This window comes from Aquimarina sp. RZ0, from assembly GCF_008370685.1.
Lineage (GTDB): Bacteria > Bacteroidota > Bacteroidia > Flavobacteriales > Flavobacteriaceae > Aquimarina.
In genome coordinates this window covers 17,876-44,871 of record NZ_VTZU01000034.1, presented here as the reverse complement: position 1 = coordinate 44,871, position 26,996 = coordinate 17,876, and the positions used below count along the sequence as shown (strand labels likewise).

The 26,996-nt window shown below is 31.9% G+C and carries 21 protein-coding genes and 2 tRNA genes; 13 read left to right on the top strand and 10 right to left on the bottom strand.

Features of this window, described 5'->3' with window-relative positions:
• Positions 1 to 118: 118 nt before the first annotated feature.
• From F0000_RS14035 to F0000_RS14020, 4 genes are read left to right on the top strand one after another with little or no spacing between them, the layout of a single operon-like run.
• Positions 119 to 496 (top strand): endonuclease domain-containing protein, encoded by a 378-nt coding sequence (locus F0000_RS14035; RefSeq protein ID WP_149625353.1) that lies wholly within the window; start codon positions 119 to 121, stop codon positions 494 to 496.
• Positions 486 to 1,748, top strand: a complete 1,263-nt coding sequence (locus F0000_RS14030; protein ID WP_149625352.1) for a putative DNA modification/repair radical SAM protein — start codon at positions 486 to 488, stop codon at positions 1,746 to 1,748. Before F0000_RS14035 ends, F0000_RS14030 begins: the two co-directional genes overlap by 11 nt.
• 14 nt (positions 1,749 to 1,762) lie before the next feature.
• Positions 1,763 to 2,539, top strand: coding sequence for a TIGR03915 family putative DNA repair protein (locus F0000_RS14025; RefSeq protein WP_149625351.1), 777 nt, complete (start codon positions 1,763 to 1,765; stop codon positions 2,537 to 2,539).
• 49 nt (positions 2,540 to 2,588) lie between these two features.
• Positions 2,589 to 2,945 (top strand): hypothetical protein, encoded by a 357-nt coding sequence (locus F0000_RS14020; protein WP_149625350.1) that lies wholly within the window; start codon positions 2,589 to 2,591, stop codon positions 2,943 to 2,945.
• Positions 2,946 to 2,997: 52 nt separating this feature from the next.
• On the opposite strand, the gene F0000_RS14015 is transcribed toward F0000_RS14020, so the two are convergent.
• Positions 2,998 to 3,573 carry a nitroreductase gene (locus F0000_RS14015; protein ID WP_149625349.1) on the bottom strand — a complete coding sequence of 192 codons (576 nt, stop codon included), beginning with the start codon at positions 3,571 to 3,573 and terminating at the stop codon, positions 2,998 to 3,000.
• Between the two features lie 75 nt (positions 3,574 to 3,648).
• On the opposite strand from F0000_RS14015, the gene F0000_RS14010 reads away from it, so the two are divergent.
• Together F0000_RS14010 and F0000_RS14005 are read left to right on the top strand one after the other, a co-directional pair.
• A complete protein-coding gene (locus F0000_RS14010) occupies positions 3,649 to 4,344 on the top strand; it encodes a methyltransferase domain-containing protein (RefSeq protein WP_188112125.1) in 696 nt (231 codons plus the stop codon).
• A 2-nt stretch (positions 4,345 to 4,346) separates the two neighbouring features.
• Entirely contained in the window at positions 4,347 to 4,808 is a 462-nt protein-coding gene (locus F0000_RS14005) for a hypothetical protein (RefSeq protein WP_149625346.1), read from the top strand.
• On the opposite strand, the gene F0000_RS14000 is transcribed toward F0000_RS14005, so the two are convergent.
• On the bottom strand, positions 4,789 to 5,913 hold the full coding sequence (locus tag F0000_RS14000; protein ID WP_149625345.1) for a pentapeptide repeat-containing protein: 1,125 nt from the start codon (positions 5,911 to 5,913) through the stop codon (positions 4,789 to 4,791). The two genes, F0000_RS14005 and F0000_RS14000, sit on opposite strands and share 20 nt — an antisense overlap.
• Positions 5,914 to 6,036: 123 nt before the next feature.
• Positions 6,037 to 6,258, bottom strand: a complete 222-nt coding sequence (locus tag F0000_RS13995) for a hypothetical protein (protein WP_149625343.1) — start codon at positions 6,256 to 6,258, stop codon at positions 6,037 to 6,039.
• Positions 6,259 to 7,016: 758 nt separating this feature from the next.
• Between F0000_RS13995 and F0000_RS13990 the strand changes: the two genes are divergently transcribed.
• Genes F0000_RS13990 through F0000_RS13975 form a run of 4 tightly spaced genes read left to right on the top strand, consistent with a single transcriptional unit; the run spans position 7,017 to position 13,583 of the window.
• Complete coding sequence (locus F0000_RS13990; protein ID WP_149625342.1) at positions 7,017 to 7,769, top strand: hypothetical protein; 753 nt, start codon at positions 7,017 to 7,019, stop codon at positions 7,767 to 7,769.
• Between the two features lie 4 nt (positions 7,770 to 7,773).
• Complete coding sequence (locus tag F0000_RS13985; protein ID WP_149625341.1) at positions 7,774 to 10,524, top strand: carboxypeptidase-like regulatory domain-containing protein; 2,751 nt, start codon at positions 7,774 to 7,776, stop codon at positions 10,522 to 10,524.
• 5 nt (positions 10,525 to 10,529) lie between these two features.
• A complete protein-coding gene (locus tag F0000_RS13980) occupies positions 10,530 to 11,753 on the top strand; it encodes a DUF4249 domain-containing protein (RefSeq protein ID WP_149625340.1) in 1,224 nt (407 codons plus the stop codon).
• 45 nt (positions 11,754 to 11,798) lie between these two features.
• Positions 11,799 to 13,583, top strand: a complete 1,785-nt coding sequence (locus tag F0000_RS13975; RefSeq protein WP_149625338.1) for a hypothetical protein — start codon at positions 11,799 to 11,801, stop codon at positions 13,581 to 13,583.
• 380 nt (positions 13,584 to 13,963) lie between these two features.
• Here F0000_RS13975 and F0000_RS13970 read toward each other — a convergent pair whose 3' ends face one another.
• The 6 genes from F0000_RS13970 to mutS form a co-directional block, all read right to left on the bottom strand.
• Positions 13,964 to 17,218, bottom strand: a complete 3,255-nt coding sequence (locus tag F0000_RS13970; protein ID WP_149625337.1) for a M4 family metallopeptidase — start codon at positions 17,216 to 17,218, stop codon at positions 13,964 to 13,966.
• Positions 17,219 to 17,571: 353 nt separating this feature from the next.
• A complete protein-coding gene (locus tag F0000_RS13965; RefSeq protein ID WP_149625336.1) occupies positions 17,572 to 18,558 on the bottom strand; it encodes a ThuA domain-containing protein in 987 nt (328 codons plus the stop codon).
• Positions 18,559 to 19,783: 1,225 nt separating this feature from the next.
• Positions 19,784 to 19,960: a transposase gene (locus F0000_RS28285; protein ID WP_255452753.1), complete on the bottom strand. Its 177-nt coding sequence runs from the start codon at positions 19,958 to 19,960 to the stop codon at positions 19,784 to 19,786.
• A gap of 332 nt (positions 19,961 to 20,292) precedes the next feature.
• Positions 20,293 to 20,376: transfer RNA gene (locus F0000_RS13950), tRNA-Leu, on the bottom strand.
• A 19-nt stretch (positions 20,377 to 20,395) separates the two neighbouring features.
• A tRNA-Gly gene (locus F0000_RS13945) sits at positions 20,396 to 20,467 on the bottom strand.
• Between the two features lie 97 nt (positions 20,468 to 20,564).
• Positions 20,565 to 23,156, bottom strand: coding sequence for a DNA mismatch repair protein MutS (gene mutS / locus F0000_RS13940; RefSeq protein WP_149625385.1), 2,592 nt, complete (start codon positions 23,154 to 23,156; stop codon positions 20,565 to 20,567).
• Between the two features lie 383 nt (positions 23,157 to 23,539).
• Here mutS and F0000_RS13935 point away from each other — a divergent pair, with 383 nt between their 5' ends.
• Both F0000_RS13935 and F0000_RS13930 read left to right on the top strand, forming a co-directional pair.
• Positions 23,540 to 24,079: an RNA methyltransferase gene (locus F0000_RS13935; RefSeq protein ID WP_149625335.1), complete on the top strand. Its 540-nt coding sequence runs from the start codon at positions 23,540 to 23,542 to the stop codon at positions 24,077 to 24,079.
• Positions 24,080 to 24,373: 294 nt separating this feature from the next.
• Positions 24,374 to 24,928: a hypothetical protein gene (locus F0000_RS13930; RefSeq protein ID WP_149625334.1), complete on the top strand. Its 555-nt coding sequence runs from the start codon at positions 24,374 to 24,376 to the stop codon at positions 24,926 to 24,928.
• Between the two features lie 80 nt (positions 24,929 to 25,008).
• Here F0000_RS13930 and folK read toward each other — a convergent pair whose 3' ends face one another.
• Positions 25,009 to 26,136: a 2-amino-4-hydroxy-6-hydroxymethyldihydropteridine diphosphokinase gene (gene folK / locus F0000_RS13925; protein WP_149625333.1), complete on the bottom strand. Its 1,128-nt coding sequence runs from the start codon at positions 26,134 to 26,136 to the stop codon at positions 25,009 to 25,011.
• Between the two features lie 108 nt (positions 26,137 to 26,244).
• Between folK and F0000_RS13920 the strand changes: the two genes are divergently transcribed.
• Complete coding sequence (locus F0000_RS13920) at positions 26,245 to 26,967, top strand: queuosine precursor transporter (protein WP_149625332.1); 723 nt, start codon at positions 26,245 to 26,247, stop codon at positions 26,965 to 26,967.
• Positions 26,968 to 26,996: the final 29 nt, after the last annotated feature.

The window sequence follows — 26,996 nt, the reverse complement described above, 5'->3', positions numbered from 1 at the left end:
ATAATTCCGTAGCAAAGATAAAACAATTTGGAAAAATTCCAATTTTAACAGTATTTGATTTTTATTTATATGGAATTATTCCATAAATTTGGAAAAATTACATGTTAAACCGACCAATATGACATCTCAAATCATCTTACATCAACCTGAACCCGAAAAAATAATCAAACATTCCTTAAATAACTCTATTACTGTAATCGAAAAACTACATAAAAGACTAATAACGAAGGGGTTTCATTTTCTCAGAAATTATAACATTGATAATTATACGTTTGATTTCTATTGTCCAAAATTAAAAATAGCTATAGACATAGATGGATATGCTCACGAATTCTCTGATGTATACAATCAAGATATGCTCAAAAAACTACACATCCACTCATTAGGGATAGTAGTCCTAAAGTTTACAGACCATCAAATTCTTGTGGACATAGAAGAAGTTTTTAGATCACTAAAGCATCAAATTAAACTTTCAGAAAACACCTATGTCATTTAACAGAATTCGCGAAAAACTATCTATTCTTGCAGATGCTGCAAAATACGATGTATCCTGTGCCAGCAGTGGAGGCAAACGATCAAACCATCATAGAGGTTTGGGCAATAATACGGGAATGGGAATATGTCATAGTTATACAGAAGATGGTCGATGTGTATCTCTTTTAAAAATTCTCCTTACCAATCACTGTATCTACGACTGTGCCTATTGTGTTACCAGAAAAAGTAACGATATCAAAAGAGCTGCCTTCAAAATTCAGGAAGTTGTAGATATCACAATTAACTTCTATAGAAGAAACTATATAGAAGGATTGTTTTTAAGCTCTGGTATTTTTAAAAATTCTGATTACACCATGGAACGACTAGTTGCCGTTGCCAAGAAACTTAGATTAGAAGAAAAATTTAATGGATATATTCATTTAAAATCAATTCCAGGCACTAGCGATGAGTTAATGCGAGAAGCTGGATTATATGCGGATCGATTGAGTGTTAATATAGAAATTCCTACTATCTCTGGATTAAAATTATTAGCTCCGGATAAAAAACACGAAGATTTCATAAAACCAATGGAAAAAGTGAAAAATGAAATCATTAAATATAAATCCGAACAGAAAATCATTAAGAGTACTCCCAGATATGCACCCGCTGGTCAAAGTACCCAAATGATAATTGGTGCTACAGGAGAAAGCGATCGTGATATCATGTGTTCTGCCGCATATTATTACAAAAAATTTAATATGCGAAGAGTATATTATTCCGGCTACATCCCTGTTTTGATGGATGATCGCCTTCCTTCTTTGGGTACAGCAGTACCTGTGCTTAGAGAAAATCGTTTATACCAAACAGATTGGTTGTTGAGATTTTATGGTTTTTCTGTTCAAGAAATCTTAAATGACTCGCATAAAAATCTCGATTTAGATATTGATCCTAAATTGGGATGGGCATTACGTAACTTAAATCTTTTTCCGATAGATATTAATACTGCTGATAAAAAAATACTGGCAAGAGTTCCTGGAATTGGTATGCAATCTGTTTACAAAATACTGCAAGCCAGAAAATTCAGAAATCTGGATTGGACGCATCTAAAAGCCATAGGAATCTCTCTGAATAGAGCTCAGTATTTTATCACCTGTAATTCGAGGGAATTCTACACTGGAGAACTATCTCCTATAGCCCTAAAAAACAAAATATTAAAAACTTCTAAGAGTAAGTACAACAACTATTTTAATCAGCAACTCAGTCTTTTTTCTTAATATCAATTTATCTCATGCACCCACAAACGATTTTGCTATATGACGGAAGTTTTGATGGGTTCTTAAGCACTGTTTTTTTAATCTACGAGCAAAAAATAAAACATCCAATAATCCGAAATAAATCATTCCCTAACAACCAATTGTTCACAGTAACCCACGATGTCATTACAGAAGAGCATAAAGCAAAAAGGGTATGGGTTGGATTTACAGCAAAAACAACTTCTAATGAGCAACAAGATTTTTTTAAAGCTTTTCTAAGTGAAATAAAAGGTGTTGAAAATACTCTTTTATGCTACCTGCAAAATATCTTTCTGAGATCACCAAGCGCTAAAAATATTGATTTTAGTAACAAGAATATTCTTAAAATAAGTCAGGTAGCCAAAATGGTAAGTAGAGAAAAACATAGAATGGAGGCGTTTGTCCGTTTTCAGCTTACTAAAGACAACATCTACGTGGCAATTATAGAACCAGATTTTAATGTTTTACCACTTATTATGAACCACTTTAAAGATCGGTATGCAGATCAAAGATGGTTAATTTATGACATCAAGCGAGCGTATGGAATGTATTACGATTTGACAACTATCGATACGGTTCAATTAGATTTTTTCTCAAAAGTAAACTCAAAAATATCTTCCGAAAATCTTGCACCAAATGAGCAGCAATTTCAGGAGTTATGGCATACGTATTTTAAAAATGTAAACATAAAATCCAGAAAAAATACGAAACTTCACCTTCAGCATATTCCCAGGCGTTATTGGAAATACCTTACAGAAAAAAATAAGATCTAAAATAAAAGGTTAAATTTGTCGTTTAAAAACAACCAAATAACTATCAATTATGAAAAAATTATTTTTAGGAGCAATTGCTCTAACGCTCGCTGTATCTGTTACTTCTTGTAGAGATACCAAAAAAGAAGAAGACACTGCTTCTGAAGCTGTAGAAGAAGTTGGAGAAGCATTAAAAGAAGCTGGCAATGAAGCTGCAGAAGCTACCAATGAAGCTGTAGATGCGGCTAAAGAAGCTGCTGACGACGCAGTAGAAGCTACAGGTGATGCAGTAGATGCGGCTAAAGAAGCAACAGGAGAAGCAGTGGAAGCTGTTAAAGAAACTGCTGGTGATGCTGTAGATGCGGCTAAAGAAGGTGCAGAAAAAGTTACAGATGCCGCTAAGGACGCATTGAAGAAGAAACACTAATGGAGATACTATCTCTAGAATATGTAAAAGCCATCAATATTGATGGCTTTTTTTAATCCAACCATTGTACCTTTTCATTTATAGGCTTTCTTTTAGCCGTCAATTCTTCCTCTTTATTGTAATTTCCGATATAAAAAAAGCCTAAACATCGCTCGCCTTCTTCAAAATCAAAAAAATCACCCATATACTTTATAAGTAGTGGACTACTCCAATAACACCCAATCTGATGGACACTACATGTTAGCCACATATTTTGTACTGCCATGGCTGTAGCAGCGATTTCTTCCCATTCTGGAACCCGCTCTTTAAGATCTTTCTGAAAACAAATAACAATTATCACATCAGCAGAATTACATTTATCCTGAATCTTTTTATGTTTAAAAGGAGAAAAATGATCCTCTGGAGTAATATCTGTGTAGGTATCAGACAAAAAATCACCTAAGTTATTCTTTGTTTCTCCTCTAACAATCTTAAAACGCCACGGCTCTGTTAATCGATGTGTAGGCGCGTAGTTTGCATTTTCTAATAAAAGTTCAATAAATTTTTTAGAAACAGGAGTATTATTATACTGTGACGGAAAAACAGATCTTCTGTTTTTTATAATTTTATTCAAATATTCTTCACCCATACAAATCATGTAATTTACTTTTCACTGTAAAGTTATTATTAATATTGAGACTAATTAATCTTTAACTACAGGTTTTTGAATTCACAAATAAGATTACATACAAAAGAACAGCTGGATGATCTTTCATTATCTGGTATTACATTACAAAAAACTCTTTCCAGTCTGCGATTGATTAACAAACTTTTTGGTAATCATAAGCAATTATATAAAAGTATACTAGCGTATTGCCTCCATTCAGAAAAAGCATCTGTTCATATTGTAGATCTGGGTTGTGGAGGCGGAGACAGTATCCATACAATAGCCTATAAACTTCATAAAAAAGGCATTAAAGCTTCGTTTACAGGTATTGATGGTAATAAACAAAGTATAAAGTATGCTACATCAAAATACAACCATTATGAGAATATTCATTTTATTGCAAAAAATATTCTTGATGAAAATTTCACGGTTCCTCAATGTGACATATTAATTAGTAGCCACTTTATGTATCATTTTAGGGATGATGCGCTTATCCATTTTCTAAAAAAAACAAAAAAAGTAGATCATATAATATTTAGTGAACTATATAGAAGTAAGATGGCTTATTATTTATTTAAATTTTCTAGTTTTATCTTGCCCATTTCACAAACAGCAAAAAAAGATGGTTTATTAGCCATAAAAAGAGCCTTTTCTATACAGGAATTGAAAGATATTTTACTGAAAAGTGAGGTTAAAAAATTTGTTGTTTTAAAAAAACCCTGGTTTAGAACCGTAACAAAAATTGATCTGTAATTATGAAGAAAATCCTACTACCACTTGTAAGGAAACTAAAAAACACTCCTGCCAATTTGATACTAATATACATAATTGTATATTTTTTATGGGGATTAGGAATGAATCAGTTCGGAGCAACCATGGAAATTGCCAAATTCACATATTGGTGGCAGGTGATTACTTGCTATATATTATATATGGTTCCAATTTCTCTTTTGTTACGAGGGAATACATTCTTTAATCAATATGCATATGGATTGGTCGCCATGGGGATTCTGGAATTCCTCGGATATTGGTTACAAACCTCATATGTATATCCTGATAATATGTTAGATAAACTGTTCAATCCGCAGAATTTTAGTTTGGGAATGGCATTATTTTTTGCATTGTATTTTCCGGCAGGTAATTGGTTGGTTGAAAAAATACATAGCCTTATTTTTAAGAAACAAAAAGCAAAAAAAATCACTTCTTTGCAACAATAATGAACTGCTGTTTTCCCTGTTTCTTAATATAATACTTATCTCCTAGCACCTCTGCTCCTTTTAAATCTAAAGAATCAGCAACATAAGATATCCAATCTTCTCTATGTACAATTGCATTATCTAATATAACATCTGTCAATATTGCTTCTTCTAATTTGGTTCCCCATAAGGTAGCTTCTGTGAGATCAGCTTCGGTTAAATTTGCCCCGAACAAATTGGCATTGGTAAGGTTAATACTTAATAATTCTGCATGGGTAAGATTGGCATGGGTAAGATTAGCGCGTATAAGTATTCCATCAGAGAGATTGATTTTTTGCATATTCGCATTTTTTAGTTCACTTCTTTCTAAGTTTACTGCCGGCAAATTTACTTCGTATAGATTCGAATGGTTTAAGTTTATATATTTTAGATTGACACCTCTTCCTAAAAATATATCTTTAAAATATGTATAACTAAAATCAGAAGCATCCAGAATTTCCCGATATGACTGATCTGCCAAATCGCTCCGAATTAAACTAAATAAGAGCTGCCCCTTCTCCGGACTTATTTCTTTATCAATAAGTTCTCCATCTTCTTCATATTTATAAGGCTTCATCGCTCTTGACAGTGTTGCTATTCTGGCTTCCAGAACCGGACTTATATTTCGTTCGCTAGATCCTTTATACTTTAATTCTTCACTAAGATCAGAAAGTAGATTATCCATAATAAAAACTAATGAAGACCGACGTTCTGCTTCGATTAAAGTATTCTGATTTCCTACTAAAACATTTTGATTAATAACCAGCCAAGTCTGAACAAATAGAATTAATGATGGTATTAATGTAATAAAGAATCCAAAAACACCAATTCTGGTGATACGCCAGATAATATTAGAAGAAACATCAGAGACAGTATCTACAGAGACGGATTTTGTTGTCTTGTATTCCTGAATAGCATTACTTATACTTTTTTTTAACCGAATACCCAATAAAGGAATACTTGATTTCTTAAGCAGCCAAAAACCAACACTCTTTCTTTTCTCTTTCTTTTTTTTTATTAATGCTAACTGCTCCTGAAGTTTCTTATTCTCTAATTCTAATTGCTTAATATGCTCTTGCTCAGTCACTATATAAAGATTTGGTTTTTTTACATTTTAAGATATTAAAAGTATATAACTAAACCCAAATAAAAAAAGAAAGTCTTTTTAGTTTTAAAAAGCCTTTATATACAATAGAAATTTTGAGATCTCTTACTCGATATATTTAGAAATATCATCTGCAATTTCTTTGACAATAGATATCTGCTCTTCTTCATCGATTTGATGTATAACTTTTGCCAATAAGTATACATATTTAGTTACATATTCGTGCTTCTTATTGTTTTTTACATATACCTTACCCTCAACTACTATAAAAGTAATAAGATTATGTATAATCAGTCTTAAATCCTCAATATTTAATTCATCATTCATATCTTCAATTTTAGGTATAGTTCTATAACTTACATTGAAATTAGAATTCTACATTTTCATAAAGGAAAATAGGATCTATTTAAATCATTAGTTTTCGACTAAAAGCAACTTTAATCGATTTTAATCCCGTAATGAGTTTTTATAAAATTAAAGAGCGTTTTTTTTAAGTAAAACCCATTACTATTATAAATTTTTACTCCTTTTGAGTTTTTACTTCATTAATTATTTTCATTCTTTCAGAGATAATAAAGTCATAAAATTTAATTTAACAAAAATTTAATTATATTTTATTTTAATCCTAACTAAGTTTAAGAAATATCTAATTAAAGTAAGGTTGTGGTCTACAAAAAAGTGCCTAAAAAATAAAAACATGCTTTTTTTTGAGTGATTTGAAGAATTTTCATACAGATAAACTAAACAGTCAATATGTTAAGAAGCATAATGGCATCCATGGAACAAGTGGATAATTTTAAAAAAATAAAGTATTTAATTATAATTCTTTTAGATATTTTAATTAAACGTTGCTCAAAATTAGGGAAAAACCATTTTCAAATATTTTTTAAGTAGATTATTGAAATTTCCGTTTTTATATATTCAAAACTTATAAATGATTATATTAAAAAAAACAACTATTGAACAAGAAAAATTCAATATTCAGAATTATATACTGAATCCATTGAATATATATAACTAATAAATAAATGTTAGGTTTTTAGAAAACCCTAATGTTTATCAAATTCTATATTTTAAGGTAAGGAATGAAAAGCTTTTTAAAAAAAATCATCTTTGTTTTTTCGGTAGCACCTAGTATTCTAGCTGGTCAAACAAGAGAGAATGACTCAATGTTCTATGTCTGGTTTGATCAGGTAATTGGACTAGAACATACAGGGCTAAACAATGGAAAGCAATTTGTAAATCTAGATGCTAACAAAATTTTTGAAGACAAGCACCCTTATTTTTATTCAAATGACCCGTTAAAAGGTTCTATCACTTATGATGGGCAGACATATTATGATATAAATATGAAATATAATCAGGAAATCGATGCATTAATAGTAAAACTAAATTCGCCTTCGGCTCCATCGATAATACAATTAGTTTCTGACAAAGTTGAGTCATTTGTAATCAATAATTTTAAGTTCATTAGGCTCGAAAGTATAAAAACCAACACCCACTTTGTCTCTGGATTTCATCAAGTCCTTCTGGAATCAGATGAGTTGATGGTATTAAAAAGGCAAAAGAAATCAAAATCAAAGCATATTGAGACATCCGAAAGTAATCGATTATACTATGAATATCTGGGTGTCACAAAATATATCTTATTTTATGAAGGAATGTATAAAAACATCAAGTCAAAATCAGATATCATTAAAATTTTTCCTGAAGCAAAAGAGAAAATCAGAAAGTTTTATAAAACTCATAAGAGGTTACTAAAAAAAGAACACGACCTTTTCCTGATAAGATTATTCGATCAAATCATTACACCATCAGTATCAAAAAATGAATTTTAATACTATGATCAGATATATACTCTTTTTTTTCTTTTGCATTCAAATTGTAACGGCACAAGAAAACGAATCGCTCATAAGTATATCTTATGACACATCTGATTTAGAATCTATTTTATATCAAATCGAAGAAAAAACAACATATACATTTTATTTTCAGAAATCATGGCTGACCCCTTACCAAAATATCTCTGGAAATCATCAGGATATTACAATCAAAGCTTTACTAGAAGATCTGTTAAAAAACACAGTCCTCAATTTTCATGTTTTAGACAAGAATGCTATAATACTATCTCCCAATACTATTATTTATGACAAACTCCCTGAAGGTTTTTTTGGGAAAGATCCGGAGAACGATACATCCGTCACAAAAATTAACAAGAATATTTCTCCTGTTTTTAGAAATCATAAAAAATCCCCTAATATACAAACGATTCGTATCGGAAAAGCTTCTGAAAAAACTTCTGGTCAATCTTTTGCTTTGTCTGGGAATATTAAAAACCTACAAACCAATAAGCCTATTGCTAATGCAATAATTGTAGTTAATGGGAATGATGCAGGTATAAAGAGCAGCAGCAAAGGCTTTTATGAAATTCAGTTAACAGCAGGCACTTACCTTATAGAAGTTGTTTCTGAAAGAATGGAACGCCAAAAAAAAAGAGTCATTATCTACAACAAAGGTTCGTTAGATTTTAATCTCATCGAAAACATACAATTATTAGACGAAGTTATCCTGAATGCAGAAGCTAAAAAAAACATCGAAGATGTTGTCACTAAAATAACAGTAGATGTTGAAGAATCCAAGAACATCCCATTAGTCCTTGGAGAACGTGATGTTCTAAAAGTCGCCGCTTCTATACCGGGTATTACAACTGCTGGAGAAGGAGCACTGGGATACAATGTAAGAGGTGGTAAATCTGACCAGAACCTCATCTTATTAGATGACGCTGTGGTGTACAATCCTCAGCACTTTTTTGGAATATTTTCTGCACTAAATCCATTTGCTATAGGGGATGTAAGTATTTATAAAAATGGTATCCCGGCATCATATGGCGGGCGATTATCCTCTGTTTTTGACTTAAAGACCAAAAGTGCGAATATTAATAAATTTAAAGGAGAAGCTTCGATAGGTCCTATTACAGGAAATTTACTTCTGGAAACACCGATAGTCAAGGGAAAATCTGGACTAATGATCGGGGGAAGAGCAGCATATGCAAATTGGGTTTTAAACTCTCTGGATGAAGAATCTTTAAAAAACAGTGAAGCCTCCTTTTATGATGCCATCGCAAAATACAATCATCAGATCAGTAAGAAATCAAAAATCGAGGCAACAGCATATGTAAGTAGAGATGATTTTAGTATCACTTCAGATTCTTTGTACATCTATAATAATCGCGCATTATCTCTTATATGGAAGTACAGATTCAACGATAAAAATACGGGAAAAATAGCTATAACAAATAGTGAATATACATTTGATATAGAATTTGATGGTCAATCAGATGATGATTTCAAACTTGGATATCGTATTAACGAAACTTTGTTGAAATTGCAATTCAAGTACAATTATAGTGACCGCCTTAAATTTGATTATGGGCTATCGAGTAAATTGTATACAGTAGAACCTGGAGAAATTCTACCAATAAATGAATCTATTTTAACCCCTCGAACTATAGAAAAAGAACGTGGTCTGGAATCGGCAGCTTTTCTTTCAGGAAAAATGGATCTCAATAAAAAATTAACTTTTGATGCTGGTATTCGGTTTTCTGTTTTCAATACTTTGGGAGAAGGCACACAGAATATATATGAAGATGGCGTTCCTAGAGATGAAAGCACGATTAGGGAAACTTTATCTTTTGACAAAAATGAGGTAATCAAAACATATGGAGGGCCGGAATATAGAATATCCGGGCGTTATTTACTTGGACAAGATTTTTCACTAAAAGCCGCTTATAACAAGACTTTTCAATACATCCACGTATTATCCAATAATACCACTGCTTCTCCCGTAGACACCTGGAAACTTTCGGATCTTAACATTAAACCTCAAAGTGCTCAGCAGTATTCTTTAGGACTCTATAAAAATCTGGATGATGCTGCCTATGAAGTAAGTCTTGAAGGTTTTTATAAAAAATCTAAAAATATTCTCGATTTTAAGACCGGTGCTGATATATTACTTAACGAAAATATAGAAACCGAAGTTTTACAGGGAAACGGAAAATCCTACGGAGTAGAATTTTTGCTCAAAAAGCAGAAAGGAAAATTATATGGATGGCTGGGGTATACCTATGCACGCTCACTGATACAATTAGACAGTCCTTTTAATGAAGAAAGAGTGAATGGTGGTAATTTTTTTCCTTCTAATTTCGACAAACCACACGATTTTAGTCTGGTTACTAATTATAAATTCACCAAACGTTTTAGTCTATCTACTAATTTTGTATATCAAACCGGTAGACCTGTTACCGTTCCCATAGGCAATTTTGATTTCAATGATTCAGAATTTACTGTATTTAGTAATAGAAATGAATTTAGAATTCCTGATTTTTATAGATTAGATATAGGACTGAATATAGAAGGAACTCATAAGCGCAAGAAATTAGCACATAGTTTTGTTACCATATCGGTTTATAATGTACTAGGGCGTAACAATCCTCTTTCTGTATTTTTTGTAACTACCGATGGAGAAGTCAAGGCTTTTCAAAGCTCTATATTTTCTGTACCTGTTCCATCGATTACTTATAATTTTAAATTCTAAGAGCTATGAAGTATATTAAGTTCTCTCTTCTCGGCAAAAAAATAACCCATATTCTTTTAGCACTATTATCAGCTATTGTAGTTTCCAGTTGTGTTGAAGAAATTGAATTTGAAACCGAAGGGTTTGAAAGCATTTTAGTCATCAATGCCAGAATAACGGATGAATTAAAACATCAGGAAATTCTATTAAGCAGAACCTTTCGGTTTGAAGAAGAAGGGCCCTCTATAGAAATGGGAGCTACTGTTGTCATTAGAGACAATATGGGTAATGACTATATTTTTACACAAAATGAAGCAGGAATTTATATTTCTGAAAATGAATTTAGTGCTGCTCTAGGCGTAGAATATGAATTACTTATTACTACTACAGATGGTCGGTCTTATCGATCAGAAAAAACAACAGTTCCCAACCAATCTCCTATTGATAATGTCTATGGCAAGCATATTACTAATGAAGACGGTATTGATGGTCTGGCTATTTTTGTAGATACTTTTGACCCAACAGCTAGTGCTATATTCTATGGATATGAGTATGAAGAGACATACAGGATCACCGCACCATTATGGATCCATAAAGACGTGATTGGAGTTGAATTTATTAATAATAAAACGCAATATGAATTCGGTTACAGACCCTTGGGCACACGTGTATGTTATAAGGAGATTATATCTAAAACATTACAGATTACTAACACTGCTTCACTTGATGAGGATAGATTAACAGGCTTTCAGGTACGTTTTATTCCTGCGGATAACATTGAAATTGCAGAACGCTATAGTATTCTGCTTAGACAATTTGTGCAATCCAGAGCTGCTCACGGGTTTTATCAAACACTAGAAGATTTTTCTGAATCAGAAAGCTTATTCCAGCAAATACAGCCAGGGTTTATCACTGGGAATATTCGGTCAGAAAACAACCCCAATGAACTGGTGTTAGGTATTTTTGATATTTCCTCGGTATCATCAAAAAGAATTTTCCTGGATCGCTCTGACATTTTTGACAGGTTTGCGCCAAAATATGAACCAACTTGTGCTGAGATTATACCTTCTGACCTCCTGCTTCCACCAAGAGATATTTTTGAACGATTACAATTAATATTATTTGAGCTTGATACATTTGTATTATTACGTGAACCATCACCCTTTGGACCGATAGCTTTTGTAAGTCGTCAATGTGGTGACTGTACAGCACTTGGAGAAAGTACTCCACCAGTGTATTGGGTTGATTAATTTTTTCTTATGATAAACAATTTACAGTTATAACAACATATCTCAATGTTTAAAAAATTCTTAATTTACTCGTTATTTTTTTTCATTACCAGTCTTTGGGGACAGCGTCAATCTACTTTTAAAAATGAAAAAGAAGTTGCTGGATATCTCACTATACCTAAGGAAAAAATTTTTATTCATTATAATACCTCTCTTCTATTTTCGGGTTCCTATTTATATTATCGTGTTTACTGTTTTAATAACAAAAACAATCTCTTAAGCGATATTAGCAAAATTGCCTATATAGAACTTATAGATCAAAAGAAACAATCCATATTCAAACATAAGGTTCAGCTTAAAAACGGTTTAGCACAAGGCGATTTTTTTCTACCGGTCGATGTTCCATCCGGGAATTATAAATTAATTGGATACACCCAATGGATGCTCAATGCTCCAAACAGCATGTTTTTTCAGGGAGATATAAGTATTTTAAACCCTTATCAAGGCAATCAAAAACCTATCCTATTAGAAAACAAAACTTTAGATTCTATTGGCGCAATAGCCCAAAACCCTATACATATTGAGCAAACAGTTATCAGGAAACCAAAAAACGGCATTGCATTAACCTTACATAAAGAGATCTACAAAAAAAGAAGTCCGGTATCTATAGAAATCTTCAATACTTTATCCACTCCCATAACTGGAAACTTATCTATTTCTGTCAGAAAAAAAAGTGATTTTTCTACTTCAAATATGATAACATCGATTGATTTTTTTCAATTAGAAAACATTCCTTTAAACCAAAAAAAAACGGTAGGCTCTTCATTTTTTTTACCAGAGATGAGAGGAGAATTGATCTACGGCACTATAACTCCCAGAGACACTACATTTCCTGTATCCTCTGTAAAAATTGCCTTATCAGTACCAGGCACCGCGGATGATGTAAAAATAGTATCTACAGATAAAAACGGAAAATTCATTTTTAATTTAGATAAAAGACACAACACTACTAGTGCTCTTATCCAAGTATTAGGGAAGCATAAAAAAGAATATCGTATCAAAATACATCAATTCCCGAAAATTGAATATCCAAGCCTTGATTTTTACAACTTTAAAATTACCAGACAACAAAAAGAAACTATCATCTCTAAAAGCATCTATAATCAAATCGATAATATTTTTTTTAATCTAAAACCGGATTCTATTCAGGAACCCAAAATCTACAAAGCTTTTTATGGTGCTCAAAAAGAAAGTTATGAATTAGACGATTTCACTAGATTTCCTACCATAAAGGAAACCGTAACAGAAATCGTGAATGGTGTAGGTACTAGAAAAAATAAAAACGGAGATCAGATATTTATCATTAATGGAAATTATCCAAGTTTAAAAAATAAAGATCTTACTCCTTTACTGATTGTTGATGGTATCCTTATACAAGAACACGAGCAGATTATGGAGTATGACGCCAGAAAAGTAAAGAGTATACATTTTATAAGAGATCGATATTTTTTAGGATCTATGATCTTTGAAGGTATTTTAAGTATCGAAACAATAGACAGAATCTATCAGAAGAACTTAAATAAAGATTATTTTTTCAACACTAAATTATCCAGTCCCAAAGCTGAGAAAAAGTATTTTCAACAAATATATAACGCAAATGATACGTCTTATGATCGCATTCCTGATTATAGATATCAACTATTATGGGAGCCGGCCATCACATTAGAAAATGATAAAAAAACTGTACGCTTTTTTACTTCGGATATTATCGGCGAGTATGAAATCTCTTTAGAAGGTTTTACGGATAGTGGTTTGCCTATTTCTATGAGAAAATATTTTAAGGTTGAGTAATGATCCTATCATTTTACGAACCGATATTATCTAATAATACCATCCTCCAATGAAATTACTGTCCAAAATCATTTGTTTTTATTTCATACTTCGAATTAAGAAATAATTTGATTCACTTTATGGTAATTTCATCTAAGAACCGGTATAATGATGGGTTCACATTTATTATTTCCCTATATGTGAAATAAAAGGGAATGAAAAAGAGAAATCTGAATGAGTAGTTTTAAATTAGAAATAGTATCAAAGCAAAAGACCACCTAAAAAAACTTTTAGGCGGTCTTCTATTTAATCTATTCCTTTATGCCTACCATGAACTCATCTTGACTTTTTCTATTTCCTACAAAAGTCTCATCTGGACAAATTTCATCAAAGAACTGGTATTACTTCTTAATGACTAATGAAGTAAACTTATTTTTTTCAGAAACTACTTCCAGATAATAAACTCCATTTTTCATGCGCCCATTTACATCAATAGTAATTATTGATTCATTTTTAAAAGGTTTTGTTTTTACCTTTCTTCCCTGTATATCATAAATATTGATCACGCCTTCAGTAATTCCTGACGGTGGCAGAATATTAAGGACTGTACCTACAGGGTTCGGATAGGTGGTAACTATTAATTCTACATCTTTTTTTGTATGATTAACTGCAGATAATAAACTACGCTCTTCATTACAGGGTAATTCATTACTATTACTAAAAACAATAGTGAAATTATCCGTTTCGGAAATCAAAATAAGATAGTCATCATCTTTTGTAATAGTATATTCTCCATCTAGTTTTTCTATCCCAGAATTTTGGATGTTAATTTTGGGGTTTGAAAGATCTAAGGAGTGTGTTATATTAGGTAGTAGATCATTCCACCAATTAGGAACTCCGTCTGTAGTCAATATAGAAAACTGATACAATTTTTTGTTGATTAAGTCCCAATTGATTGTAAAGTCTTTAAGGTTATTAAACGCTGGTCCGTTACCGATAACAAATGCATTCTCATACTGCTCATTAACAGATGCCAGTGGTGTTATTTGAGGAGAAAAATCACAATTATTTTCCTCGAGAACAGTAACATCCACAGAATCGGTAGCTTGAGGAGTATTGTGATATTCTTCATCAAAACTAATCAACACAAGTCTAATTGTATGCCTTCCAGGAGTTAAAGAGGATAGTGTAATTGGTTCTTCTTTAGAATCCCAAAATCCAACTATTTCATCATCTATATAATAGTTAATTCCTGATTTTTTATTTTGTGAGTTATTCGTTCCGAAATCAAAATTTATATTTTCTAAACTGAATGCTACATCAAATGAACCTCTTACCTCTTCATTATTAATTGGTGAAGTAATTTTTATAACTGGCGGATCTATAGCCGCAAAGAAAAGTGATGTGGTTTGAGGACTACAATTAGCTTGTACAGTTATTTTTTGCTCCCCTGTATGTGGAAAATAGGAAACGGCAGCATGGGTTTCTTTAGTTATTGTGGTTACCTCCCCATCATAAACAGCGTAATTTTCTGCTCCAGAGACGGCATCCCAGGATATCGTCGCTTTTCTATCTTCTATATTGAGAACATTAATATTAGACACATTTTCGCAGGGTATTACTTTATCTACAAAAACAGTAAACCAATCAGGATTACAAGATCTTTTTACCCCTATTTCATAATCTCCTGGATTCGTCTTTTTAATGGTAAATGATGAGCCAAATTCAACAATACTATATGAATACGCTGTTTCTCCAACGGGGCGGTATCGTATATTTACAAAATTATCAAAATCATTTATTTCACTCCCAGGATATTTCCAACTACAAGATATCTCACTTACCGAAACAAAATCAAGTGTAACTGCACTTACGGGATCACAAATTATTACTTTAGACTCATCCACTCCTACTGCCTTAAAGGCTTCTTTTACCTGTTGAGTTTCAAAAGTATTTATTCCAAAAAGATCTTCAGAAGATTTTATTCCAGCGGATTTTGCAAATATATAATCAGATGTAGGCTCCAGATAGACAGTAAGCATACGATATGCTATTTTTTCTGCTTTGGCTATTCCGATAGCTTTCACATCATATGCAGTACCATCATCATTGGTTCCCTGACCTCCCTCAGACAAAAGGTAAAACCAATAATTTAAGACTCCACTATTGGTATGTACTCCTCTGTTATCTCCATTTATTATTTGAAATCTTTCTCCTGCCCAATAAGTTCCTTTATAAGTGTCCGGATCTTGTTTACTATTGGGATTCGACATATCTCTTATTGTAGAACTACCAATAACCAGATTCCAGGGATATACATCAGGTGTTTTACTTACACGTACAGCAGCAGAAAAAATATCACTCATTGCCTCATTCAAAGCTCCTGATTCTGAATAATAAATCAGATTAGCACTATTGGTAGTAACTCCGTGGGTCATCTCATGAGCAGCAATATCAATCGTAGTCAATGGTGACTGATCATCACTATCACCATAATACATGGTTTGATTGTACCAGAATGCATTTCTGTATTCATCTCCTACGTGTACTAAACTTTGTAAAGGTGAATCATTATTATCATAACTTTTTCTATTGTGAGTCTCTTTATAATAATCATAGATTTTTGACATTGCCCAATGCGCATCTAATGCCGCATTATCAAGATTCGTATTATCCCACTCTGCAGCCGTCCAATGATTATCATTGTCTATAAAATCTGTAGCATCACTAAAATTGTAACCTCCTAATATTTCTTGCTGTGTTGTTTTATTTGCATTTTTTGTATGTATCCCATTTCCTCGAGTAGTATCAAAAAGACGATACCCATCTGATACCTGCTCTGTTTCTATACTTTGCTCACCATAATATCTCGTAGCGGCATTACCAGGAATAATCTCATCGACTTTTGATATATTATCAGACTCCTTAGTATTTGATTCTAAAGCATTACAAGTATGATTGTTTATGAGTGAGTTGTATAATAGTAATTTTCCATTAGCAGCATTAATAAATATATCTATCATAGCGATAGGTTCTATTGTAGCAATGCGGAACTTATATGAAAGGTATCCTGTATCATCATTAGAGGTATTAAAATCTTTACAAATCACAAGTGTACCTTTGGGGACTCTTTTTAAATCATCTTCTTTAAAAAAATCATTATCACTCTCCCAGCTGTACGTGTTGGCTCCTATAAACTTTAGCGCTTTCTCTAATGCTTTTTTTTCTGTAAGCAATGGTGATTTTATTGTCTGCTGGCTTACCTCAACAAAATTACCCGTAAGACTCTGCAACATTTTTCCTTTTTTATGCACTGTATAGGTAGCAAAAGCTACTTCCATCTGATTATAATACTGCTGAAAAACACTGTGCGTTATTCCTAAGGCATCGGTAAAAGTTCTTACAAGTTTATAGGAATCAGATTCATTGAGTGGCAAATACTGCTTTAACACCTCAGTATCGCTAACCTGTATCCTATTTGTACTATTTTTTTGAGAAACATCAAAATTGATAAACCTGGGAATACCCGAATTTGCTGAAAGTTGATTCCTAACAGCTTGTTTATGCTGTCCATAGGTTTTTGGTACAATCAGCAGGATGACACCAAGTATAATAGCACTGGTAATTACGTTTTTGTGAGTTAGTTTTCTTTTCATAATTGAATAATTTCGGTTGGTTAAAAACTCATAATGAGCTTGGCTTTTTTCAATACTTAATAAACAATTTAAAACACTTTCACCCTAAAAGTAAAATGTATAAATTGTGCAACTATCAGTTTATTTCTGTAAAGCATTATTTTTTTAAACAATTAATTATCTACAAAATACTCTGCAGAAATAAACTATGTATACACTCCAATAGAATTCAAAATTCTATGTATATCATTTTTAGAAATATTAGTGGTTATTTTATATTCTAATTCTATAAATCACAATAGGATTTATTGTAAAAATTTTACAATTATTAATTCGTATGTAATTGATATGACAGTTACTGCTGGTTATATAAATTATTCCTTTATTATTTTTAATATTGTTTCATCAGACTTCAATAAATACATCCCTGACTTATATCCTGACAAATCAATACGATCTCCAGACCCTGAATTAATAATTGTTCCTTTTAAATCCATAAGATCCCAATCATTCGATTCATTTATATTTATATAATTCTTGGTAGGATTTGGAAATGCAGAATTTATCTTTAGGTCTTTTTTACTATCAGAATGGAACATGTTAAGATTTTCTTTGTTTGTAGTCAGATTTCCTGTCCATATAATTGCATTTTTTAACATTATTCCAAAAGGACTATTTATTTTATAGTCTGAATTATTATGTCCGAGTGCAGTATAAAATGATCGCCCTCCTCTAAAATTTTTATACCAGGTAATAGGTCGTTTTCTATCATATGACTTATTACCAGTTTTCTTTACTTCTAAAAGGACGTTGTTTCCTGGGAAAAGCTTTCCTCCATTCAGGTCCCAATAGTACCATTCTTCCTTCTTTGTCCAGGAAGCCCCAAGATGCGCCGTAATAGGATGTCTTCCAATTTTTTTCATCTCTCCTTGCAAATTATTTCTTGTATGATTAGGTCTGTTCTGAACGATGGCTCCCACTAATTCATTATAAAATGGCCAGCTTCTATTCCTATAAGTATCTGTTGCAGCATGGATTCCTACAAAACCTCCACCATTAGAAATAAATTTTTCAAAAGCTCTACGTTGAGAACCATTCAATAAATTATTTCCAGAAGTATTGGCCCAAACAACTACATCATACTTTCTCAAATTGGCATCAGTAAATACAGAAGCATTTTTAGAATTATCTGTTTCCCAACCATTTCTATTTCCTAGATCTGTAATTAATTCAATTGCTCCATTAATACCTCCAGAATGCCTAAATCCATTTGTTTTATGAAATATTAGCACTCGATCCTGAGCTTGTGATAAAATCGCAAATAACACAAATGTTGTTAAAAATGTTAATTTTTTGATCATTTTATAAAATTTTATAGTTTACTATTTATTAAAGTTTTTTTTAGAATATTGTTTTTAAAATACTAATATTTTTCTGGGATAAAATTGAGTATTATCATATTTTAAGCATTCAAAATAAATGAATTTAATAATTGTGTTTTTTAAAGTTTTAATAATAAAAATAGGACATTACAGATATTATTAAGACAAAAATTCCCCATTGTTATTTGGCGGCAAAAGTAAATTTAATCTAAAACTACGATTTCCATTTTAGAATTTTTAACAGTTTAATTAACTAAAATTAACTAAACAAAAAAGAGCTAAAAATCTTTAAGCAATGATAAATTAATTAACATAAAATTAGCTTTAATTAACAATTATATTAACATAACTATAGAGCTCACTTAGAATGAATATAGAAAATGGTTTTAGGAAAGTGATCAATCGGTTTTCTTTCTGGTTTTTACTCGATAATCGAGATTTAAATACTCTTGGGCTTGCTTCGAAGTAGTTTTCTCATCGAACTTATCTTGAGTAATGCTTTGACTTACAAAATTTACATGTTGCACGCTAATTTTGTTTTTTTAACCATATGGCTATGCTGAAAAAAACCTACTTCATTATAGTACAAAAGCCAAACTTTTTGGTTGAAAACGACTACTCAAGATAAGTTCATCGAAGTGATTTGAACTTTTTTTAATTCACTATAAAAATATTCTATTTTACAATTGAAGATTGGAAAGAAAAAAACAGGTAATCAGTAATTAATACTGAACATCACAGCATGTTATCTTGGGATGAATTAGAATTATCAAATTCTTGTCAAGCTTTATTAAATTCAAGATAAATACAAATAATTATAACCAATGAGCGAAAAGGTAACAATAATGCTTTGTGTAAAAAACGCTCTTAGTAATCTTATTATTCTATTTCTTTAAGCCACAAAATATGCAAAAGTGAATTAAAAATACTAGTAGAGTCATTTCCTGATTTTATAGCACTTTTGTCTGATCGTGATCTATATCCCATATGATTCATGAATTTTAGTTAGCATAGATATCAAGAGTTCTTATGCAATACAGGTATTTTCAAAATCAGAAGAAAATATTGAACTTAACAACCTTCATAAGAGAATTAATTATTACATTGATTTTCAGATTAGACCCAAAGGGTAATAAGACTCATTCATGATGTTCTTGATACTTCGCATATCGTTTAATCATATCTTCATCTAATCCAACTGTACTCACAAATAACCTCTTGACCAAAAATGATTACCCCAATAAGGTTTCTGTTTAAGGTTTGGATAAGTCTTAAATAGCTTTATCGCTATTTTACCCTTCAAAATACCCATATATTCTGAAATGGACACTTTAGAAGGAACTGAACAGACCAAGTAAATATGGCCTTTTTGAACATTCATTTCCAGAATCTGGACATCTTTTCAAGTACTAATAACTTGCAAATCGTGTTCAACTAATGATTTGATCATACCTTCAAGGATCTGAAAACGATAAAGAAGTACAAATGCATTCGCAGAATTCTTTAATGTAAAGATAAAAGTCTTTAGAGCACAGTTTAGAGGTGTCAAAAATGTAGAATTTTTCCTCTTTAGACTAACACAAGAACATTTGAATAAACACAACAAATACTCTTGATCCACATTCATTGTTTGCTGTAATCCTTTTGTTATTATACAAAACGAAATAAAACAAAAACGGGACGATTCCTAAAAAATAGAATCATCCCGTTTAGTACTGAAGACGGGACTTGAACCCGTACGTCCTAATGGACATTGGATTTTAAGTCCAACGTGTCTACCAATTCCACCACTTCAGCTTGGTATATTTTATCTCAGAGCGAAAGACGGGATTTGAACCCGCGACCCCCACCTTGGCAAGGTGATGCTCTACCCCTGAGCTACTTTCGCAGTTGTAATATGAACGTTACAATATTGCTATTGCGGATGCAAATTTAAAACATTTCTAGTAATAGCAAAGTCTTTTTTAAAAAAAGAATTAAAAACTTTATACATGAGGCGCTTTCTTCCTGGTTAACATACGCTTAATCTCATTTAATTTCATCAAAGCTTCTACCGGTGTTAAGGTATCTATGTCAATATGTAATATTTCTTCTTTTATCCCCTCCAGTAAAGGATCATCTAAATTAAAGAAACTTAACTGCAATTCATCCTCTTCCTGGATTCCTTTAATCTTATCTGTTAACTCTTCACTACTATGGGACTTTTCGAGTTTTTTAAGCATCTTATTTGCTCTATATAATACTTGTTGCGGCATTCCTGCCATTTTAGCCACATGAATCCCAAAACTATGTTCACTCCCTCCGGGAACAAGTTTTCTTAAGAAAAGCACATTATCTTTTAGCTCTTTGACAGCTACATTATAGTTTTTAATTCTATAAAAAGTCTCACACATTTCATTAAGTTCATGATAATGTGTAGCAAATAATGTCTTAGGTCTTGCTGGGTGTTCGTGTAAAAATTCACTTATTGCCCAGGCAATCGAAATACCATCATATGTACTCGTTCCTCTACCTATTTCATCTAATAACACCAGACTGCGATCTGATATATTATTCAGGATACTTGCTGTTTCATTCATCTCTACCATAAAGGTAGATTCTCCCATAGAAATATTATCACTTGCTCCTACTCTTGTAAATATTTTATCAACGACTCCAATTTTTGCCTGATCAGCCGGAACAAAACTCCCCATCTGGGCAAGTAGTACAATCAACGCTGTTTGTCTCAATATTGCAGACTTACCACTCATATTAGGCCCAGTGATCATTATAATCTGTTGTTGTTCTCTATCCAAAGAAACATCATTAGCTATATAAGGCTCTCCGGGAGGTAATTGTTTTTCTATTACAGGATGGCGACCATTTTTGATCTCTATATCCTGCGTGTCATCAACAACCGGTCTCACATATTGATTATCCTGAGCCAACTGACTAAAAGAACACAAACAATCCAATTGTCCTATCAGGCTTGCATTTAACTGTACAGGTTTGATGTATTCGCTCATCCATACAATTAAATCACTAAATAATTGCTGTTCCAACAAAAGGATCTTCTCTTCTGCTCCTAATATTTTAGCCTCATATTCTTTTAATTCCTCGGTAATATATCGTTCTGCATTGACCAATGTCTGTTTTCTCACCCAAGTATCTGGAACTTTATCTTTATGTGTATTACGCACTTCTATGTAATATCCAAAGACATTATTAGATGCTATTTTTAACGATGAAATCCCAGTTGCTTCTGTTTCTCGCTCCAACATTTTATCCAAATAGTCTTTCCCAGAAAAAGCGATGGATCTCAATTCATCCAGTTCATCGAGATATCCATTGGCAATTGTATTTCCTTTTAGAATATTTACAGGAGCTTCTTCATTGAGTGTCTCTTTAATTTTATTTCGTAACAACTCACAATCATGCAAGGTGTCTCCTATCACTTTTAATGCCTCATTATTACTAGAGATTGCTTGCGCTTTTATAGGCACAATTGCTTCCAAAGAATTTTTAAGCTGGATTACTTCTCTTGGATTTACTTTACCCGTAGCTATTTTAGAAATAAGACGTTCGATATCTCCAATTTGCTTTATCTGATGTTGCATTTTTTGATGTAAAGTTTCATCATCGATAAAATATTGTACTACCTCATGACGCTTCTGAATATTACTAATATTCTTAAGAGGCAATGCCAGCCATCGTTTTAGGGTTCGCCCTCCCATAGGAGATATTGTTTTATCAATAACATCCAGTAACGTAACTGCGTTTGCAGCATTAGGATTATAAAGCTCCAGATTACGAATTGTAAAGCGATCCATCCAGATATATTGATCTTCTGCTATTCGCTGAATACCGGTAATATGTTGTAGTTTATGATGTTGTGTTTCTCCTAAGTAATGAAGAATCACTCCAGCAGCAATAACACCTTCTGCCAGATGATCAATACCAAAACCTTTTAAAGAAGTAGTCCCAAAATGCGTATTTAATGTTTCATGAGCATAATCTGTTTTAAAAGCCCAATCTTCCAGAAAGAATGTATGAAAATCCATACCAAAATCATCCTGAAAACCTTTTTTCTTAGCTTTTGTGATCAGCACTTCACTTGGACTAAAGTTACGTAACAGCTTATCCATATGAGCAATATCTCCTTGAGCAGTTAAGAACTCACCTGTAGACACATCCAAAAACGCAACTCCTAATTCTCTTTTTCCATAATGCAATGCACATAAAAAATTATTCGTTTTACTCTGTAATACTTCGTCATTAAGAGCCACACCAGGCGTTACTAATTCTGTAACTCCTCTTTTTACAATAGTTTTTGTTTGCTTAGGATCTTCTAATTGATCACAGATAGCTACGCGTTCTCCTGCTTTGACTAGTTTTGGCAAATAAGTATTTAGTGAATGATGAGGAAATCCTGCCAATGCTGTTTCCTGATCTGTACCATTCCCTCTTTTTGTCTGAACAATATTAAGAATTGCAGCAGTTCTAATAGCATCTTTTCCAAAAGTCTCATAAAAATCTCCAACTCTAAACAACAACAACGCATCAGGATACTTAGCCTTAATAGCATTGTACTGTTTCATTAATGGGGTTACTTTTTTTTCTTTCTTTGCTGCCAATGGGATAGTTTTTTACGAATATGGCTAAAGTAAGTATTCTCTATTTTTTTCTGAAATGTGAATTATGGTAGTTATTCATTTTTATTCACAATTCTATTTTTAGTCAAAAAAGTCAGGAATCATACAATGAAAATGAAGTGGTTTATACGATTTATAACTAAAAATTTCGCATATTCATCGTTTCTTTTTCCTTTCTACTTCGTTTAAAAAATAAACCGTAGCTATAGCTATGCTTGATTTTTTTGCCTTGCATAAAGAAAAAATAATTCAATGAATTTATACGAATTTTTTAATCACAAATCGTATTACTCTTTTTTAATGAATGAATAAATAATATTTTTGTTGCGATGAAAAAAAACAGAAAACTAAAAAACAGCGAACTGGATCGCAAAACCATTGCAGAATTTAAAGATGCAAAAAAAACACCTTTGATTATTATACTAGACAATATCCGCAGCCTGAATAATATTGGAGCTGTTTTTAGAACAGCTGATGCTTTTTTAATCAAAAAAATATACCTCTGTGGCATTACTGCCACTCCTCCTCATAAAGACATTCAGAAAACTGCACTTGGCGCAACAGATACTGTCGATTGGGAATATCAGGAAGATACATTGACTCTTGTTAATAGACTCCTATCTAATTCTATTAAAACTATCTCTCTAGAACAAGCTGAAAACGCCATAATGTTAGACCATTTTGATCCAGAACCCGATCAGACCTATGCGATTATTTTTGGCAATGAAGTAAAAGGTGTACAACAAGAAGTTGTTTCTGCCAGTGATCATGTTATCGAAATACCTCAATACGGAAGCAAGCATTCATTAAATATTTCGGTAAGTGCCGGTGTGGTCATCTGGGATTTGTTTTGTAAACTAAAATCATAACTACCACGCAACCTTTTTCTTTTTTACACATCTTTTTATTAAAAGTTTAACTATTTACAATTCGTTATGATTGCTTAGTATACTTTTTTCAAAGGGAATCGTTTTCAAGTTTATAATACATTTCGAAAACTGAGTAATTATTACTTATAAAGAACATCTTCACTTAATATATGTGTTTTTTTGTATACACTATCACCAGGTAAACATACCTTGAAAAGATTATTTAAATAAAGTGTGAAAAAATAAAAAACAGATGATCGGTAAGAAAATATTGAATTTTAAAAATGAAAAATAATGAAAAATAATGCATCTGTTTTTGTAAAAATATACCTATCATTTATGTTGTTGTCCGTTGTTTTGTATAGTTGTTGTCCTGAGCAAGTCTTTCAAATACGAAGTTTTAATCAACTACAAATTTTTGATCTTAACACACAATCTCCCCAAGAAAATCCAGATATAGTAACTGATGAATTTGTGATAATAGCAACATTTAGCTCGGAAAATGCACCTATTTCTAATTTTCATTTCGACATAACTACATCTGCTTATGCTACATCTTGTGATAATGATACTTTTTTAAACGAGTTAAACGAAGAAAGTTTTAGCATCAGTCTGGACAAAGGTTTTATATACAACGGAGATACAATTGCTGCTAATTCTAATTTAACAGAGATTATAGCAATTAATGACAATATCATTTTTTTCTATGACATTATAGAAGTTTCTTTTTTAAATGATTTTTTAAATATCGCAGAATTTGAGAATCAAGAATACACTTTCACTTTATACATAGAGTCTTCAGATGGCTTGCAATTCGAGAAACAAATTTCGACAACATTTGAGTTATAAAAACAGTATAGAAATTAGGTCATGAGAAGTATAATTTTTTTTATTTAAAGACATTCAAATAAAAAACAGCAATACTCTATTTACACAATAATTTGATCTAATACCCAAAGATAATCAGAGCGATTAGCGATAAAATCCTTCTCAGAAATATCAATAATTTTTACCCGTAGCTGAGCTTGAGATTTGATAAACTGCAGATATCCCTTATTGATGTTATCCAGATATGACGCAGGAATTTTCTGTTCATAATCTCGTCCTCTTTTTTTTATGTTTTGTAATAAGCGCTCTGTGTTTTGATACAGATAGACATATAATCCAGGTTTAGGTAGATCTCTATACATAATATCAAAAACTTTTTTATACAATATATATTCTTCTTCCTGTAGTGTTACCTGGGCAAAAATCAAAGATTTGAAAACATCATAATCACTAATCACAAAGTCTTTAAATAAATCAAACTGAGCAATATCATCTTGTAATCGTTGATAGCGATCCGCTAGAAATGACATTTCCAGAGGAAAAGCATATCGCTCCATATCCTCATAAAACTTGGGTAAAAAAGGATTATCTGCAAAACGCTCTAATACCAACTTAGCATTAAACTCTTGTGCTATAAGCTTTGATAAACTTGTTTTTCCTGCCCCTATATTACCTTCTATCGTTATATACTGAATTGATGAAAAAGAATACTTTTCTTTTGGGTTGCATATTGTAACATCAAGCGTATTAAATTTTGATCTATCCGATGTGTTTTGCAACAAATTATGTATCGTAGCGCCTAATATTGGGTGCACGACCTCTCCTGCAATCTCTGCTAACGGTGCCAAAACAAAAATACGTTCCTGAATCCTTGGATGCGGAACTATCAATTTTTCTGTCTTGATGATTCCTTCTGATGAAAAAATGATATCCAGATCAATCGTTCTTGCCTTATATCCCTTTTTATCACCTCTATCTCTGCCCAAAGAATTTTCTATAGTCAGAAGTTGATCCAATACTTCTAATGAGGTATAGAATGTTTTTACAAGGATACACGCATTATAAAAATCGTCACTACTAAAACCCCAGGCTGGCGTTTGATATACTTCAGAAATCTTTACAACATCTCCTAAAGTGTTGTATATTGCATCTACCGCTTTTTGCAAAAAATCAAGGCGATTACCTATATTGCTTCCTAATGAGATGTGTATAAGATTTGGTGTTTTCAATGTTAGGTATTTATATTCTGAAAAGAACTACTTATTTTTAAAAGCAAATTAAATAAAACAAAACCACTTCATCCTGTTTTTATATGAAGTATTATTAACTAATATATTTTGAATAAAACTCCATTAAACCTTAACGATAAAATAACTGCATATCGTTTCTATTTTATCCTTGGCGCACTATTTATTGCTTCATTAGTAGTATCTAATCTTATTTTTCAGAAATTTTTTCGCTGGGATTTTTTTGGGATCTATACCTTTGAGATTTCTGTTGGGATACTTCCATATCCAATTACGTTCTTAATTACTGATCTCATTAGTGAAGTATATGGAAAACAAAAAGCAAATCAAGTGGTCACAGCAGGTATTTTTGCATCGCTCTTCTCTTTATTGATTATTTACGTTTCATCAATAGTACCAGCCACCAGCTGGTCACCAGTAAATGATGAAATATTCGAGAATGTTTTTGGAGCTACCGCTATTGCTGTACTAGCATCTATGCTAGCCTATCTTTTTGCTCAATATATAGATATTCAGGTATTTCATTTCTGGAAACGACTCACTAAAGGAAAACACCTCTGGATCAGAAATAATTTTTCTACTTTTTTTTCGCAATTTATAGATACTGCTACCGTACTTTTGTTATTATGTGTTACAGGTATTATAGAGTGGCAACGTTTTGGTACATTATTAGAAAATGGTTTTTTATTCAAAATACTTATTGCGGCACTAGACACTCCTTTGTTATATCTGGGCGTTTTTATAATAAGACGCAGATTTAGACTTATGCAAGGAGAGGAACTAATACTCGAACAATTAAAACCTAACAAATAGTTAACTCAACAATAGTAACATCTATCGCT